The 13,361-nt window shown below is 67.8% G+C and carries 16 protein-coding genes; 8 read left to right on the top strand and 8 right to left on the bottom strand.

The window, feature by feature from the left end; genetic code table 11:
- Nucleotides 1–266: 266 nt before the first annotated feature.
- The gene (locus tag OG927_RS01195) at nt 267–503 is read right to left on the bottom strand and encodes a MarR family winged helix-turn-helix transcriptional regulator (RefSeq protein WP_242413070.1); all 237 of its coding nucleotides are present in this window, start codon (nt 501–503) and stop codon (nt 267–269) included.
- A 576-nt stretch (nt 504–1,079) separates the two neighbouring features.
- Nucleotides 1,080–1,256, bottom strand: coding sequence for a hypothetical protein (locus tag OG927_RS01190; RefSeq protein ID WP_199862721.1), 177 nt, complete (start codon nt 1,254–1,256; stop codon nt 1,080–1,082).
- Between the two features lie 753 nt (nt 1,257–2,009).
- Here OG927_RS01190 and OG927_RS01180 point away from each other — a divergent pair.
- Entirely contained in the window at nt 2,010–2,477 is a 468-nt protein-coding gene (locus tag OG927_RS01180; RefSeq protein ID WP_056787587.1) for an NUDIX hydrolase, read from the top strand.
- Between the two features lie 256 nt (nt 2,478–2,733).
- A complete protein-coding gene (locus OG927_RS01175; protein WP_330319530.1) occupies nt 2,734–3,222 on the top strand; it encodes a hypothetical protein in 489 nt (162 codons plus the stop codon).
- 531 nt (nt 3,223–3,753) lie between these two features.
- On the opposite strand, the gene OG927_RS01170 is transcribed toward OG927_RS01175, so the two are convergent.
- Nucleotides 3,754–4,008 carry a DUF6332 family protein gene (locus tag OG927_RS01170; protein WP_056787584.1) on the bottom strand — a complete coding sequence of 85 codons (255 nt, stop codon included), beginning with the start codon at nt 4,006–4,008 and terminating at the stop codon, nt 3,754–3,756.
- Between the two features lie 589 nt (nt 4,009–4,597).
- Between OG927_RS01170 and OG927_RS01165 the strand changes: the two genes are divergently transcribed.
- The 6 genes from OG927_RS01165 to OG927_RS01140 all read left to right on the top strand — a co-directional run bounded on the left by OG927_RS01165 (nt 4,598) and on the right by OG927_RS01140 (nt 8,903).
- Nucleotides 4,598–5,059, top strand: coding sequence for a hypothetical protein (locus tag OG927_RS01165; protein WP_124283300.1), 462 nt, complete (start codon nt 4,598–4,600; stop codon nt 5,057–5,059).
- Nucleotides 5,060–5,136: 77 nt separating this feature from the next.
- Nucleotides 5,137–5,439, top strand: a complete 303-nt coding sequence (locus OG927_RS01160; RefSeq protein ID WP_241192008.1) for an RNA polymerase sigma factor — start codon at nt 5,137–5,139, stop codon at nt 5,437–5,439.
- Nucleotides 5,436–6,029, top strand: coding sequence for a hypothetical protein (locus tag OG927_RS01155; RefSeq protein WP_124283302.1), 594 nt, complete (start codon nt 5,436–5,438; stop codon nt 6,027–6,029). The genes OG927_RS01160 and OG927_RS01155 overlap by 4 nt, the downstream gene beginning before the upstream one ends.
- Before the next feature lie 445 nt (nt 6,030–6,474).
- Nucleotides 6,475–6,801, top strand: a complete 327-nt coding sequence (locus OG927_RS01150; protein ID WP_209471192.1) for a hypothetical protein — start codon at nt 6,475–6,477, stop codon at nt 6,799–6,801.
- A gap of 217 nt (nt 6,802–7,018) precedes the next feature.
- Nucleotides 7,019–7,543, top strand: coding sequence for an O-acetyl-ADP-ribose deacetylase (locus OG927_RS01145; protein ID WP_056787567.1), 525 nt, complete (start codon nt 7,019–7,021; stop codon nt 7,541–7,543).
- A 457-nt stretch (nt 7,544–8,000) separates the two neighbouring features.
- Nucleotides 8,001–8,903 (top strand): hypothetical protein, encoded by a 903-nt coding sequence (locus OG927_RS01140; protein WP_330319529.1) that lies wholly within the window; start codon nt 8,001–8,003, stop codon nt 8,901–8,903.
- Between the two features lie 321 nt (nt 8,904–9,224).
- Here OG927_RS01140 and OG927_RS01135 read toward each other — a convergent pair whose 3' ends face one another.
- From OG927_RS01135 to ectA, 5 genes are all read right to left on the bottom strand, one after another.
- The gene (locus tag OG927_RS01135) at nt 9,225–9,731 is read right to left on the bottom strand and encodes an ATP-binding protein (protein WP_056788217.1); all 507 of its coding nucleotides are present in this window, start codon (nt 9,729–9,731) and stop codon (nt 9,225–9,227) included.
- 131 nt (nt 9,732–9,862) lie between these two features.
- Nucleotides 9,863–10,756 carry an ectoine hydroxylase gene (gene thpD, locus OG927_RS01130; RefSeq protein WP_209470759.1) on the bottom strand — a complete coding sequence of 298 codons (894 nt, stop codon included), beginning with the start codon at nt 10,754–10,756 and terminating at the stop codon, nt 9,863–9,865.
- A gap of 3 nt (nt 10,757–10,759) precedes the next feature.
- Nucleotides 10,760–11,158 (bottom strand): ectoine synthase, encoded by a 399-nt coding sequence (locus OG927_RS01125; protein WP_056785815.1) that lies wholly within the window; start codon nt 11,156–11,158, stop codon nt 10,760–10,762.
- 106 nt (nt 11,159–11,264) lie between these two features.
- Nucleotides 11,265–12,530, bottom strand: a complete 1,266-nt coding sequence (ectB, locus tag OG927_RS01120) for a diaminobutyrate--2-oxoglutarate transaminase (protein WP_330319528.1) — start codon at nt 12,528–12,530, stop codon at nt 11,265–11,267.
- Nucleotides 12,527–13,084, bottom strand: coding sequence for a diaminobutyrate acetyltransferase (ectA, locus tag OG927_RS01115; protein WP_330319527.1), 558 nt, complete (start codon nt 13,082–13,084; stop codon nt 12,527–12,529). The genes ectB and ectA overlap by 4 nt, the downstream gene beginning before the upstream one ends.
- Nucleotides 13,085–13,361: the final 277 nt, after the last annotated feature.

Genomic DNA, 13,361 nt, shown 5'->3' with positions numbered 1-13,361 from the left:
TGCTGCTTGAGGGCTCGAGGACGTCTTGGCGGGTTCCCGGCAGACACCACGCGAGATACTTACTTCCGTGGGGCGGCGCTGCTTCTCGAGCCGGGGTCTCCCGCCGGGACCCGGCATCGGACTCGGGGCGCCTCGTCCATGTCGGTGGGGGTGCGTGAGCGCCGCCCGCACCGCCCTTGTCCAGCGTCGTCGGGAACGGGTGCGCCCACACCGTGCTGCTCGGATCGATCGGCTCGTCCGGGGCCGAGCCGTGTCCCTCAGGTCCGTCAGCAGTTCGGGTTCGCCGGCTCCAGGCCGGCGACGAGCCGTCCAGCCAGTGGCTCGGCCGCTATGTGTGCTGATTGAAACAGGTCGAGTCCCCGAGGTGAGATCTCCACTGCCCGTGCTCGCCTGTCCCCGGGGACGGACTTGCGTGTGGTGAGTCCCTTGCGTTCAAGGTCGTCCACCACCCTCATGATTCCTGCTTTGTCCAGCCCGGTCGCTGTCGAGAGGTCTCGCTGCACCGTAGGGCCGCGATCGACCAGCACCAGCAGTACGGAGAAGTGTCCGCAACTCGATGCCGAGCGGCCGTAGTGCCTCCATCATCACCGCCATCGCATGCCGATGAGCCCGCCGAAGCAGCAGGCCGAGAGCCAAAGGGGATGCATCACCACGGCATCCGGCTCTGGCGCCCCGTGCAACAGGCTCCGAACCCCCAGTTCCCATGGACATCCCCCTGACGACGAAGAGGTGCAGTCTCGTGCGATCGCGCCCCACCCGTCCCACCCATCCCACCCGTCAACACCGGATTCCGGCTCGCGACGCTCGGGGTGCGGTGCTCGCTCTCGGAGGCACATCAGCCGCATTCGCGTCCCCGGACACTGCCATCGCCTCCGCCAAGACCGCGACCTCGACGGTGTCCGGCGACATCGGCGGCTGGGCAGTTCCACCCGGAGGTGGCGCACGCGGCGATCTACGGATACTGAGGGTCCGAACCGAGCGGGAGGGGTCCGGAACAGGACCCCGGACCTAAATTCGCCGCGTACCGCAGCGGTGCGGCCACCCTGCGAGTCGAGGTGGCCGCACGCACCGTGCCGTCTCTACTTCTTCGGGCTCGTCTGGGCTCTGATGATCACGAGTACCGTGAGTGCGCCGCAACCCAGGCCTGCGAGCGCCCAAGGGATGCTTGGTCTACCGCCGTTGAGGTTGTAACCGATGGTGCAGAAGATGAGCGTCTCGATCAGGACGATGAGCAGCCACCAGCGTTTTCCTGGCATCGGGCCTCTCCTTTCAGTTCATGAGATGGGGCGTGCCTGGCTCCCCACGAGAAGCCAGCTTGCCGTGCTTGTTGGTGCAGTAGTCGGATGAAGGCATGGAAAATCCTCCGTGACTGCCGTTTGAAGGGCGATGGCGTTCACACCGCCATGCTCGGCATCGCCCGGCTGCACAACCCCGCCGTCACGGAACGAGCTGGCTCCGTCTGACACTGAACTCGTCTTCCCCGTTGAGGGCGGTGATGCCATGCACGGACGTGGAAGTTCTCCCGCACTCGCAACAGGTCCGCTGAACACCGTTCGCCCTGCCTTGTATCCGACACCTCGCCTTCGAGCCGGTACTCGGCTACGGGACAGGCCGTCCGTCCTCGCGGTCAGTCGTAGTCCTACGTCCGGTCTGAATCGAGGCCGTCCGCGGCGACGCGGTAAGCGAGGCCGGCCATGACGTCCATGAAGTGGGGTGCGTCGCTCGCCTGGCCGCCGGCCAGGACGAAAGCGAGAGGGCTACAGGGCCGTCGGCAGCAAGATGGATCTTCGGCGTAAGTTCCCCGCGCGACCGGCCGATGGCGTGGTCGTGCGGCTCGGCCGCCGGGGCCCCGTTACGGTTCTCGTGGTCTCGCGATGAGGGTCCCGTCCCTTCGGCCCCGTATGACTCGAGCCCCGGTCGAGGGAAATCGGAAGTTGTTCCGGCTCCACTCGCGGAGCGATGCGCGGATCTCGGACGTTGGATAGGGTCACGGTCGGGAGGTGCGGGGGATGAGTTTTCGGTTGGCTGCGTATGCCGTGTGCATCGAAAACGGGCGGGTGCTGCTCGCCCGCTACGTGTCACCGGCAGGCGAGAGTAGTTGGACTCTTCCGGGCGGCCGGGTCGAGCGCGGGGAGGATCCGTTCGATGCGGTGATCCGAGAGGTCGCCGAGGAGACAGGCTGTACCGCGGTGGTGGATCGCCTGATCGGAGTGGACTCACGAGTGATCCCTGCGGCCGAGGCTCGGGCGGGAGTCGAACACCAGAATGTCGGCGTCTTCTACCGGGTCCGAATCACTGGCGGCCGGCTCCGGCCTGAGCCGAACGGCGATATCGTCGAGTCAGTCTGGACCACGATCTCCGACGTCGCTGGCCTGCGCCGATCATCGCTGGTCGACATTGGGCTCTCCCTGGCCCAAGCCCTTCCGGCAACCGGGCACGTCGATCCTGTCCCGGTCGATGGCCTGATCCAACACTAGGCATCACTCATATCTGCCTGGCCTGCTCCCCGCACCCGCGGGGGCTCCGGGGTTCGCGGGCTCAAGCCGTGACGCAGTTGCTTGATGCACCCGCCCAGTTCGCAGGGCATCTCTGCGCTTCGGCTCCGCCGCCGCAGGCACTCGTCGCCATCACCCGCAGCTACCGGGCCGCGGGATAGACTGCTCCGCCTCACTCTGACCGGAGGTCATGTCAGTGTTTCCCGCACGGGTACTCGCCGGTGTCTCGTTGGCTCCGATGGTTCTCGCTCTGTCCGGCTGCTCTGCCCTCTGGCACTGCACCGACACGAGGGCGGAGCGCGGTGAGGCCGGTGTCAGGGTGCAGGTCGAGGACACGTCTGGTCAGCCTCTCGGGGTCACCGCCGAGGTCGTTGGCTGGCGCCTGAAGACCCACCCGCAAGTGCCCTTCGAAGGTGACCGGGTCAACTTCCACTACCGCTTCGATGGCGCGGACGAGACATCCGCCCCTGCAGTCGATGCCTGCGCGGTCGATAGGGAGCGTGTGGCGTTGGGGTGTCTGACGGTCTATCCGTCCCAGGCGCGGCTCGGGCAGGACGATGCCCTCACGGGCGACGACTGGCTCACCCTCGAACACCCTGAGCAAGTTGCCGAAGTGCTCTTGATCCCCAATGACCAGTCCTACAACGGACCGACCTGCGAGAGAGATCTCAAGGACGGTGGCGGGACGCATCCTCCGGAATCACCCGGTGCGGGCGATCAGCTGTAAGGCGATTGAGCGCGAAGTCCGGGGTCTGCCGGCGCCCCGGTGCTCGCTCTGTGTTTGGTGGTCTCATCGTGCGCCCATCGCTCCGGCTTGACCTTGCTACGGCCGCTCCGAGTCTCAAATCGGCCACCGCATCGCTTTCTTGACCGCGCGGGGCCAGTTTTGGCCGGACCGGGACGGCAGCAGACGGGACCGCGCTTCCTGGCCGACCTTCTTCCAAGCGTGGGACAGCGAGCGCCTGGAGGTGTCCTGCTGGGACGGCACAGTACGCCGGGCGATGCGGACACCGCGCAGCTAGGAGAGATGATCGGCATACACAAGACCGGCCCACTGGCAGCGGCGGAATCCGCGGAGCGGCGGACGGCCTGGTGAACCGCGAGCAGGGCCCACAGCTCTGCTCCCCGCGCACGTGGGGTCCTCGCATCGACGTGCGTTCTGTGGTCGTCGTCGTGTCTGCTGTCCGGTTGCACGGCGGTTTCCTGGGGGCCGCGTCGGGTGTTCCGGCCGGCCGCGGCCTGGCTGTTGCGCCGGGGGTCAAAGCCTCCGGTGTCGACGCGCGTCGAAGCGGAGCAGCACCCGCACCACCCGCCAGACGGCAGCGACGATGGCTAGCACGGTCCCTACGGCGGTCAGTGTTCTCCCTGCGGGTTCGGAGAGACCGACGACCAAGGCCGGGACCAAGAGCAAGCCGAACACGGCCGCGGCCAGAACGGCAGCGGTCACGAGGGCGAACATGATCTCCACCGTCATCGCGTCTTTCTCCCACCGCGACTCCCGTCCTGTAACCATGCTGCCACTTTCACACAGACCGTCAGTTGGCGGTACGGGTGTTCCGAATTCCTGTGCGCCCACATCCGCCTGGCTGACGGCATCGACGCCGTCACCGCCTGCGTCCTGGTGGTGTCGGGGCGGTCCCGGGCGTGTCCCGGGCGGGTCGCTGGTAACGGGCACCAGCTACCCGCCCCGGACTCAGGCACCCTGCCACACCGACGTCACGGGGCAGCTGCACGGGGCGGGGGAGGCCGCGTCGGGCCGACGCGAGACACTGGCGTGGGCTTCGGGGTTGTTTCCGTCCTTCGCTGAGTACGGGTTACGGGCGCCGGTGACGGTCCGCTCCCGCGCACTCGTGCTGCCGGGCCGGCCGCGTGGCCAGGCCGCGTTGGTAGCCCACTGGCCCACCGCGGTTCGACCAGCGCGAACTCGACGGCCAACGCACGCTCTGCCGACACCGGACAGCCCCGCCCCCCCGCCGTCCCTGACCACGGTCGGGCCGGCTATGCCCACCAGGGCAGGCCCTGCTTCAATCCCGTACCTATGGGAATGTTCGCGGCCTTCTGTGCCAGCATTCCTCCACTGACCGCACCATCCTGGGGGCCCCTTGTACACCCGCGCCACCACCTCGCTCACCACCGCTGCCCTGCTGCTTGCCGCACTGACCGCCTGCGCCTCGGACGACGACGACGCGGCCGAGAGTAAACCGTCCTCGTCCGCCGCCGTCCCTTCCGCCAAGGAGAGCGCCGACCCGCCCCGCGACGATGCCGCCGAACTGAGTAACGCCGTGGGCTACTACACGAAGGCGTACTTCGAGGGCGACACCGACACCGCCTACCGCGCCCTGTCCCAGCGCTGCCGGGCCCAGATCACGCCAGAGGCACACGGTGCCGTAGTCACCCAGGCTGCGAAGGACTACGGCCCGGACCATGAGGCGGCGGACATCGGCGCGAACCTCTTGGGGGACACTGCCAGCGTCTCGTACAAGGTGACCGGCCTGCCGAAGTTCGACAAGAAGGAACAGCCCTGGACATGGGAGGACGATGCCTGGAAGTACGACGCCTGCTGAAGCCGGCCAGCACACACGGGGTTGCTCGTGGCTGTCTGGCCAACGCGCGCCGGGCCGAAGCGCGTCGGCTGCGGCTGGTGGAGCGGCTGACCCGTGCCACACGGGCTCCTGCGTCGTGGCCGGGGACTCAGGACATCGGTGACGGTGAGCTGGACTCCGCACTGGCGAGGTTGAGCCCGGTCGACCGCGAGGTGCTGTTGCTCTGGGCATGGGAGGGGCTGGCGCCGCGCGAGATTGCCGAGGCGATCGGAATGACACCGAACGCCGTCAGCATCCGAATGCATCGGGCGAAGAAAAGACTTGCCGCGATGCTGGAGCGAAAGAACGGCGTCCTGGCCGCACATAAGTCTGGAGAAGGACAAGGAAGGAGCGACCGGTGAACGATGCGGAACTGCTCGCCCGGCTGAAGGAAGCCGACCCCGCGTCGGCCTCGGTGGCTCCTCCACTCGATCCCCACCGGCTGATGGAGGCCACCATGACCGTCGACAGCGATGCGCGGACCCTGCCGTCACCCTCCCACCGGCCCCGCCGCCGTCTGGCACTCGTAGCAGCAGCGGCACTCATCGTGGCGGGTGGCATCGCCTGGGGCGCGATGGGCTCCCACGATGCCACCCCGTCCGCGCTTGTCCTCGAGGCCGCAGGTGAGAGCGGCCAAGCCAGGTGCGCAGGACCCACCGTCAGCAGTCTGCGCGAACGGACGACAGAACACACGACAGCCTTCGAGGGCACGGTGGTGTCCGTCCGTGGCGATCAGGTCACCTTCAGGGTCGACCACTGGTACAGCGACAAAGACGCTCCCACTGTCCGGGTCACCAATATCGGACACTGGGAGGACGGCATCACCTTCCATGTCGGTGACCACGGATTCATCGTCGCTTACAACGGCTCCATCGGATTTTGTGACAACGCGTTCTGGACCGACCCCTCCCTCAGCAGCCTCTTCCACCGGGCGTTCGAACTCAGGGGCTGACGCGGCCTCCCGTGTCGGCGACAGCCACCCCGGTCCAGGCCGCGGGGGCGGACCCGTGGCACAGGATCGGTGGCGGCTTCGGCCGGCTCTTCGGCCGCAGGGCAGGAGCAGGTGGAACGGGAGTGCCTGGACCAGACCCCGGGCCGTACTCGAGAGTGCGAGGGAAGGCGACGAGGCGGAACGGGTGGAGATCGCGCGGGGCTGGGGCCGGTGCCGTGCACAGCGACCTCAGACGGGCGGCGTTCACGGGCCGTCAGGTCATGGGCGGTAGGAGCACGGCTGTGACGAACCGGAGCGCTCATCGTTCCCCGACCACCCGCTGCACACTGTTTGTACTCGCCAGACTGATCCTGTTCGAACTCTGTTGCTCGGTGGCAGACTTGGTAGGTGATCGGTGTACCACGCCGACCACATCGCCGCATCGTCTCAGGGAAGGCGGCCTCAGATGACAGCCGTTGGTCGTGCGCTCGCCCCTCTCCGTAAGGTCTTCACCGCCCATCCACCCGTTCCCGTTCCGCCGCGGGACCCGGCCCGGCCGCGGCACAACGTCTTCGAAGCCGCCGCGACCTATGTGACTGCGAGCGCCGAGGACGACGCGGACCGCCTCGACGAGGCGGCGGGATGGGTCGCGCCCGATGCCCTGGCCTTCGGGATCAACGAGCTCGCCTGCCGAGCGGTGATCGCCCTGGCCAGGGAACGCGGCCAGCCTGTGGAGGCCGTGGCACGGGGTCTTCTCGGCCTGCCCGGCGCGGAACCGCCCCGGACGGTATGACAAGAGGGCCCCAGGCACCTGCGCGTAACCGGCGCGTGCCCTGCCGAGAGCGCCTTTGTGGACGGTCGTACGAGCGAAGGGGGTGAGGTCTTCCCGTCCTGGGGCCGGCCCGCCACGTGCCCATCACCGTGAGCCGCAGGGCGGTGTTCCCGGTCCGTATGAGGAGACGGGTGGGGAATTCTGGGTGTTTCTCCTGTCCTGACGGCAGGATGGCCACATGACGACACGGCCGACGATCATTGTTGTACGCGGGGACATCACCGACCAGCACGCCGACGTGCTGGTCAACGCCGCCAACTCCTCGCTCCTGGGCGGCGGTGGGGTGGACGGTGCGATCCACCGGCGCGGCGGACCTGAGATTCTCGCCGCCTGTCGAGACCTGCGGGCTTCCCACTACGGCAAGGGGCTGCGCACCGGGCAGGCGGTGGCGACGACGGCCGGTCGGCTGCATGCGGAGCACGTCGTCCACACCGTGGGCCCGGTCTGGTCGGGCACGGAGGACCGGTCCGCGTTGCTGGCCTCCTGCTACCGGGAGTCCCTGCGGGTGTCGTCCGAGCTGGGAGCCCGGACGGTCGTCTTTCCCGCGATCTCGACGGGCATTTACGGCTGGCCGCTCGGCGACGGGGCACGGATCGCCGTGCGTACGGTGCGCGAGGCCGCGCTCCCTCCGATTACCGAGGTCCGGTTCGTTGTCTTCGACGAGGAGGCGTACGCCTGCTTCGACGACGCGCTAACGGCATAGGCAGGGAAGGGAACACCGTGGCAGCGGCCTCCTCCGGCGCCCGGTCCCGCCCCGCGACCCCGGCGCCGGGGTCGCCTGAAAGCGGCTGAGTTCTCCGCGCCGAACAGTTCGGTGGTGCCGGAGGTGTGCGCACGCGGAGTGGCTTCGTTCCCGTTCTGCTGAACAGAGCCAGGTGTGGCAGATCGGACGGCGGGCGCTGGACTCGTCGCCTGGCGGGGAGCACACCGCACCGCTTGCCCCCGACGGAGTTCGCGGTCGGCTCGCGGTCGCGTCCTCGACCGGCTTCGCGGGCACAGCACAGACCCTGCCATTGGTGTGAGCACCGCGTGCCGGGTGACTGCTTTCCGCGGGACGTGCCACTGGCCGTGCTACTTACTGCCTTGTTGCCCGGCGCGAGATCGGGTGTCTGTCCGACAGGAAGGCGAGTGATCCCGTGAGAGCTCCGATGGTGCAGTGTATGGCCGGGCTCACCGCAGCGACGGCGCTGCTGGTGTTCGGCGCCGCTCCGGTCGGTGCGGCCGACGTCTGGCAGCAGGTGGGCGCTGATGTCCGGAGCGGTGTGAGCGGCATCGCGCTCGAGGGCCGTACCGCGGACGGGACCGGGGTGGATGTCCTGGCCGTGCACGACAACAAGCGGACCGGCCTCAAACGCCTGTCGAGGATCACGCACCGGGACGGTTCCCACGATGTCTCCACGCTCGTGTGGGAGGGTGCGGAGCCCGTGGACCTGGAGGCCATCGAGGCGATCCCCGGGATGCCGGGTGAGTACCTGGCCCTGGCCGGCTCCGGCATCGTCTACCGCCTGAAGGTCACCGGCACCACGGCCACCGTCGTCTACTACGCGCCGCTGCCCGCGATCGGTGAGGGCGACGACTTCGAGAGCCTCGCGCTCGTGAGTCAGAACGGGAGGCTGGCCGCGCTGTGGGCCGACCGGGGTGCGGGCACCGGCCGTCCCGCCACGCTGTACGCGGCACCGTTGCAGCTCGCCCCCTGGGGCCAGCCACAGTTCGGCAGCGTGACCCGCCGCCCCTATCGGGCGCTCCAGCCGACCGCTGACGCGACGCGGCACATCTCCGACCTCTCGGTGACCGGCTCGGGGCGCATCATCGCCAGTTCGGCGTCGGACGCCGGCGACGACGGGCCCTTCGACTCCGCGGTGAGCGACGTGGGCCGGGTGACCGTGACGTCGGCAGGCGCCGTACGGGTCACGCTCTCGCCTTCCCCCTCGGTGTCGGCCACCTTCTCGCAGCACAAGATCGAGGCAGTGGAGTGCCTGCCCGGATCAGCCGAAGCCATCCTGGGCACCGACGACGAAAACCTCGGCGGATCCGTTCGGACCGTGGCGGTGTGCGCGTCCTGAACCCGACGCATCCCGACGGGCACAGATCTTGCCCGGGGCCCGGTCGCTGCCGGATCCCAAGCAAGATCTGTGCCCGTCGCCGCGCCGTCGGGGACGGCCTGATGCGGGCGCAGTGGGCCGCCTGCGCACTGGTGGCGATGCCTCGAGTCGGGTGCATGCGGCATCGGTCGGCCCAGACCGTGCTGCACCGGCCTGTGGATGGGTGGTGGCCGGTGAGCCGCGCTTCGTAGCGGGTGTCCCCCGGACGCCTATCGCCCACACCGGAACAACCTCAGTGACGCCAGCAGGAAGCTCGTGCTGAGCCGTAGCACGCACTGTCGGTTACGGCAGGCCCCAGGGGGAGCGGCCGGCCGGGTCGTCGTGGAGGTCTTCCTGCAACGACAGCTGCACGCGAATCCGCTTGCCCACAGGCTGGCGTCGTATCTCGAAACTTTGACAGACGGCGAGAACGATCTCCAGACCGTGCTGCCCCACGCGTTGGGGGTCGACATGCCCGGATGCGGGAAGCACAGGACCGGAGTCCCACATCGCGATCGTCAATGTGTTGCCGCGCACCTCGAGATCCAGCAGACACGGCCCCGGGGCGTACTTGACCACGTTTGTGGCCAACTCGCTGACGACCAGCTGCGCGGTCTCCGAGACCCGTGAAGAGACGCTCACGCCGTGGGCGGCCTGCACGTCTGCCAAGAAGTCCCGCGTGAAAGCCCGCGCGCTGGAAATCTCCCCGGACTCCATGTCATAGGCCGTGCTGGCGCCGGCCGCGACGACGGCCTCACCGGGCTCCTGCTGGTCCTGCCAGGCCCCTTGGATCGTAGCCGTATCGCCCATGTCCCCCGCCTTCAGTACCAGCCCAGTCGCTCTCTCGGATCGCTCCTGCCCCGAAACGCAGGTTTCAGACCGCGAGCCACCATTCCCTGCTGCTCATCCTTCCGGCCTGGGGTGGTCCTGGGGCGCCGCCCTTACTTCACTGGGGTGAAGTCGCGTGCTCCGATGAATTCGGGGCGGCGGATGGGGGCTGCGAAGGGTTCTTGTGCCGTGTTCTCGACGCTGTTGAAGACGATGAAGACGTTGCTGCGCGGGTAGGGGGTGATGTTGTCCCCGGAGCCGTGCATGGCGTTGCAGTCGAACCAGGTGGCCGATCCGGCTTTGCCCGTGAAGAGCTTGATGCCGTGGCGGTCGGCCATCTTCGTCAGTGCCTCGTCGGAGGGTGTGCCGGCGTCCTGCATCTGCAGGGATTTCTTGTAGTTGTCCTTCGGTGTCTCGCCGGAGCAGCCGAGGAACGACTTGTGGGAGCCGGGCATGATCATGAGCCCGCCGTTGGTGTCGTGGTTCTCGGTCAGCGCGATGGAGACGGACACGGTCCGCATGTTCGGCAGGCCGTCCTCGGCGTGCCAGGTCTCGAAGTCGGAGTGCCAGTAGAACCCGGAGGCGCCGAAGCCGGGCTTGACGTTGATGCGGGACTGGTGGACGTAGACGTCGGAGCCGAGGATCTGGCGGGCCCGGCCCACGACGCGTTCGTCGGCGACGAGGCGGGCGAAGGCCTCGCTGAGCCGGTGGACCTCGAAGACGGACCGCACGCTCTGCGACGTCGGCTCGATGATCGAGCGTTCGTCGGCCCGGACCCGCGGATCGGCGATCAGCCGTTCCAGCTCCGCGTGGTAGCCGGCCACCTCCTGCGGGGAGATGAGCTGGTCGACGGTGAGGAAGCCGTCGTGCTCGAAGCCCTGGAGGTCCTTCGCGGAGAGCGGCCCGGGTGCGCCGGGCGCGGACCAGATGACCGGGTCCTGGCGGGGAGTGGTCATCTCGGCGGCGCCGCGCGAGGGGTACAGGTCGGCTCGTACATCGGTGGTCATGGTTCAGGCCTCCTCTGTCAGCAGTGGGTAGACACCGTTCTCGTCGTGGTCCTCCCGTCCGGTGACGGGGGGGTTGAAGACGCACACGCAGCGGAAGTCGGTCTTGGGCCGCAGGGTGTGGTGTTCGTGGCCGTTCAGCAGGTACATCGTTCCGGGGGAGATCCAGTGTGTCTCGCCGGTCTCGTCGTTGGTGAGCTCGGCCTCTCCCTCGGTGCACAGCACGGCTTCGATGTGGTTCGCGTACCACATGGATGTCTCCGTGCCGGCGTAGAGCACGGTCTCGTGGAGCGAGAAGCCGACCTTCTCCTTGGCGAGCACGATGCGCTTGCTCTCCCAGGTTCCGGAGGCGGCCTTCACATGCCGGTCGGTGTTCTCGATGTCACTGAACGAACGGACGATCACGGTGGGATGGTGCCTTTCTCTTCTGGTTCCTCATTCCACGTGCGGTGATGCAACGCGCCCAAGTCGCTGGTTGCTTGCTTCCTGAGCGGTCGGCCTCTGGTCAGGTTCAACCAGTCTCGCGCACGGCCTTGGCGAGAATGCGCAGGCCTTCGTCGAGCTCTGCGGAGGTGACCGTGAGCGGCGGTAGCACCTTGACCACCTCGCCTTCCGGGCCCGAGGTCTCCAGCAGCAGGCCCAGCTCGAAGGCGCGGGAACAGACGGCGGCAGCACGAAGGCTGTCAGCGAGCTGCATGCCCCAGACCAGGCCGCGTCCGCGGATCCGGGCTCCGGCCTCAGGGTGCTCGTCTCCGATCGCCAGGAGTGCTTGTTCCACCTGTTCGCCGCGGGCCAGGGTCTGCTTCTCCATCTGGCCGTCCGCCCAGTAGGCGTCGAGTGCGGCGGCGGCGGTGACGAAGGCGGGGTTGTTGCCGCGGAAGGTCCCGTTGTGCTCGCCGGGCTCCCAGATGTCGAGCTCGCCCTTGAAGAGGCACAGCGACATCGGCAGGCCGTAGCCGCTGATGGACTTCGACAGCGTGACGATGTCCGGGACGATGCCGGCCTCCTCGAAGGAGAAGAAGCCGCCGGTACGGCCGCAGCCCATCTGGATGTCGTCGACGATCAGGAGCATGTCCTGGCGGTGGCACAGGTCCTGGAGGGCGCGGAGCCATTCGGCGCGTGCGACGTTGATGCCGCCCTCGCCCTGCACGGTCTCCACGATCACGGCCGCGGGCTTGTTCAGCCCGGAGCCCTGGTCCTCCAGGAGCCGCTCGAACCACAGGAAGTCGGGGACCTTGCCCTCGAAGTAGTTGTCGAACGGCATCGGGGTGCCGTGCACCAGCGGGATGCCGGCACCGGCCCGCTTGAAGGCGTTGCCGGTCACGGCGAGCGAGCCGAGCGACATGCCGTGGAAGGCGTTGGTGAAGGAGACGACGGACTCGCGGCCCTTGACCTTGCGGGCGAGTTTCAGCGCCGACTCGACGGCGTTGGTGCCGGTCGGGCCGGGGAACATCACCTTGTACGGAAGGTCGCGGGGGCGCAGGATCACGTTCTCGAACGTCTCGAGGAACGCGCGTTTGGCGGTCGTGGCCATGTCCAGGCCGTGCGTGATGCCGTCGCGCTCGATGTAGTCGATCAGCGCGCGCTTCAGCACCGGGTTGTTGTGGCCGTAGTTGAGCGATCCGGCACCGGCGAAGAAGTCGAGGTACGAGTGTCCGTCCTCGTCGGTCAGCCGGGCGCCCTGCGCACGGTCGAAGACCGCGGGCCAGCTGCGGCAGTAGCTCCGGACTTCCGACTCAAGGCTCTCGAAGACACTCAGGGCATGGGGGGTAGTCATGACGCGCTCCTAGTGTGGCGAGTATCCGAGTGCTGGGTTCCGAGCGGCGGGACGAAGGGTCGAAGCAGTGGTCCGATACGGTGCAGGTACTCAGGTTCGTGTGCGTCAGGGAACATGTGTGCGGGAAACAGCAGCTCACGTTCCAACTGCGCCCCGTGTCGCTCGGCGAATGCGAGGAACAGACGCTGTGAGGCCTCGTTCCGGGCACTGATCGTCGTCTCCAGACACTGGAGTACGCCACGGGACAGCAGGCGGTCGGCGAGGTGATCCAGCATGGAGCCGGCCAGGCCGCGACCGCGCCAGTGCTCATCCACAGCGATCTGCCAGATGACGAGCGTGCCAGGCACTTCGGGGCGGATGTACCCCGTCGCGAAGGCGACGGCCTGGCCCTTCTCGTCGCGGGTGACCACAGAGGTCGCCGCGAAGTCACGACACCACAGCACGTAGCTGTAGGAGGAATTCACGTCGAGCACGCGGGAATCGCGTGCGATACGCCACGCCGCGGCACCATCCTCGATGGTGGGCTCTTCCATGCATTCCGCTGCCCTGACCATGGCCCAAACCTCCGTCTCACCGCAAGGCGGAAACATCTCCCGCTGGACAGCGTGTGAAGCTCCTTCAGGAAAGGGGCGCGAACCCTCGGAGCGCGTAGTCACTCGTTCCCGAAAAGGCGAATAGGAGTGCGTCGGCGCACTTGAGACAACAGCCGCAGATACCTGGTCATTGTCGAATTGTTCTGATTCCAGAGCTCTGCCGGATCAGAATAAGCCGATGGTCTCGTCCGAGCCACAGGAAAGCATTCGGGCAGGCATCCGCCGGGCGTGGAGGTGG

Source organism: Streptomyces clavifer (assembly GCF_036345975.1).
GTDB lineage: Bacteria > Actinomycetota > Actinomycetes > Streptomycetales > Streptomycetaceae > Streptomyces > Streptomyces clavifer.
The sequence above is the reverse complement of the archived record's forward strand: the minus strand, read 5'-3'. Positions and strand labels throughout refer to the sequence as shown.

Coding starts and splice junctions, on each gene's coding strand:
- OG927_RS01190 (WP_199862721.1), bottom strand. CDS start 1,256: ATGCCAGGAAAACGCTGGTGGCTGCTCATCGTCCTGATCGAGACGCTC.
- OG927_RS01180 (WP_056787587.1), top strand. CDS start 2,010: ATGAGTTTTCGGTTGGCTGCGTATGCCGTGTGCATCGAAAACGGGCGG.
- OG927_RS01175 (WP_330319530.1), top strand. CDS start 2,734: ATGGTTCTCGCTCTGTCCGGCTGCTCTGCCCTCTGGCACTGCACCGAC.
- OG927_RS01170 (WP_056787584.1), bottom strand. CDS start 4,008: ATGGTTACAGGACGGGAGTCGCGGTGGGAGAAAGACGCGATGACGGTG.
- OG927_RS01150 (WP_209471192.1), top strand. CDS start 6,475: ATGACAGCCGTTGGTCGTGCGCTCGCCCCTCTCCGTAAGGTCTTCACC.
- OG927_RS01145 (WP_056787567.1), top strand. CDS start 7,019: ATGACGACACGGCCGACGATCATTGTTGTACGCGGGGACATCACCGAC.
- OG927_RS01140 (WP_330319529.1), top strand. CDS start 8,001: ATGGCCGGGCTCACCGCAGCGACGGCGCTGCTGGTGTTCGGCGCCGCT.
- OG927_RS01135 (WP_056788217.1), bottom strand. CDS start 9,731: ATGGGCGATACGGCTACGATCCAAGGGGCCTGGCAGGACCAGCAGGAG.
- thpD (WP_209470759.1), bottom strand. CDS start 10,756: ATGACCACCGATGTACGAGCCGACCTGTACCCCTCGCGCGGCGCCGCC.
- ectB (WP_330319528.1), bottom strand. CDS start 12,530: ATGACTACCCCCCATGCCCTGAGTGTCTTCGAGAGCCTTGAGTCGGAA.
- ectA (WP_330319527.1), bottom strand. CDS start 13,084: ATGGTCAGGGCAGCGGAATGCATGGAAGAGCCCACCATCGAGGATGGT.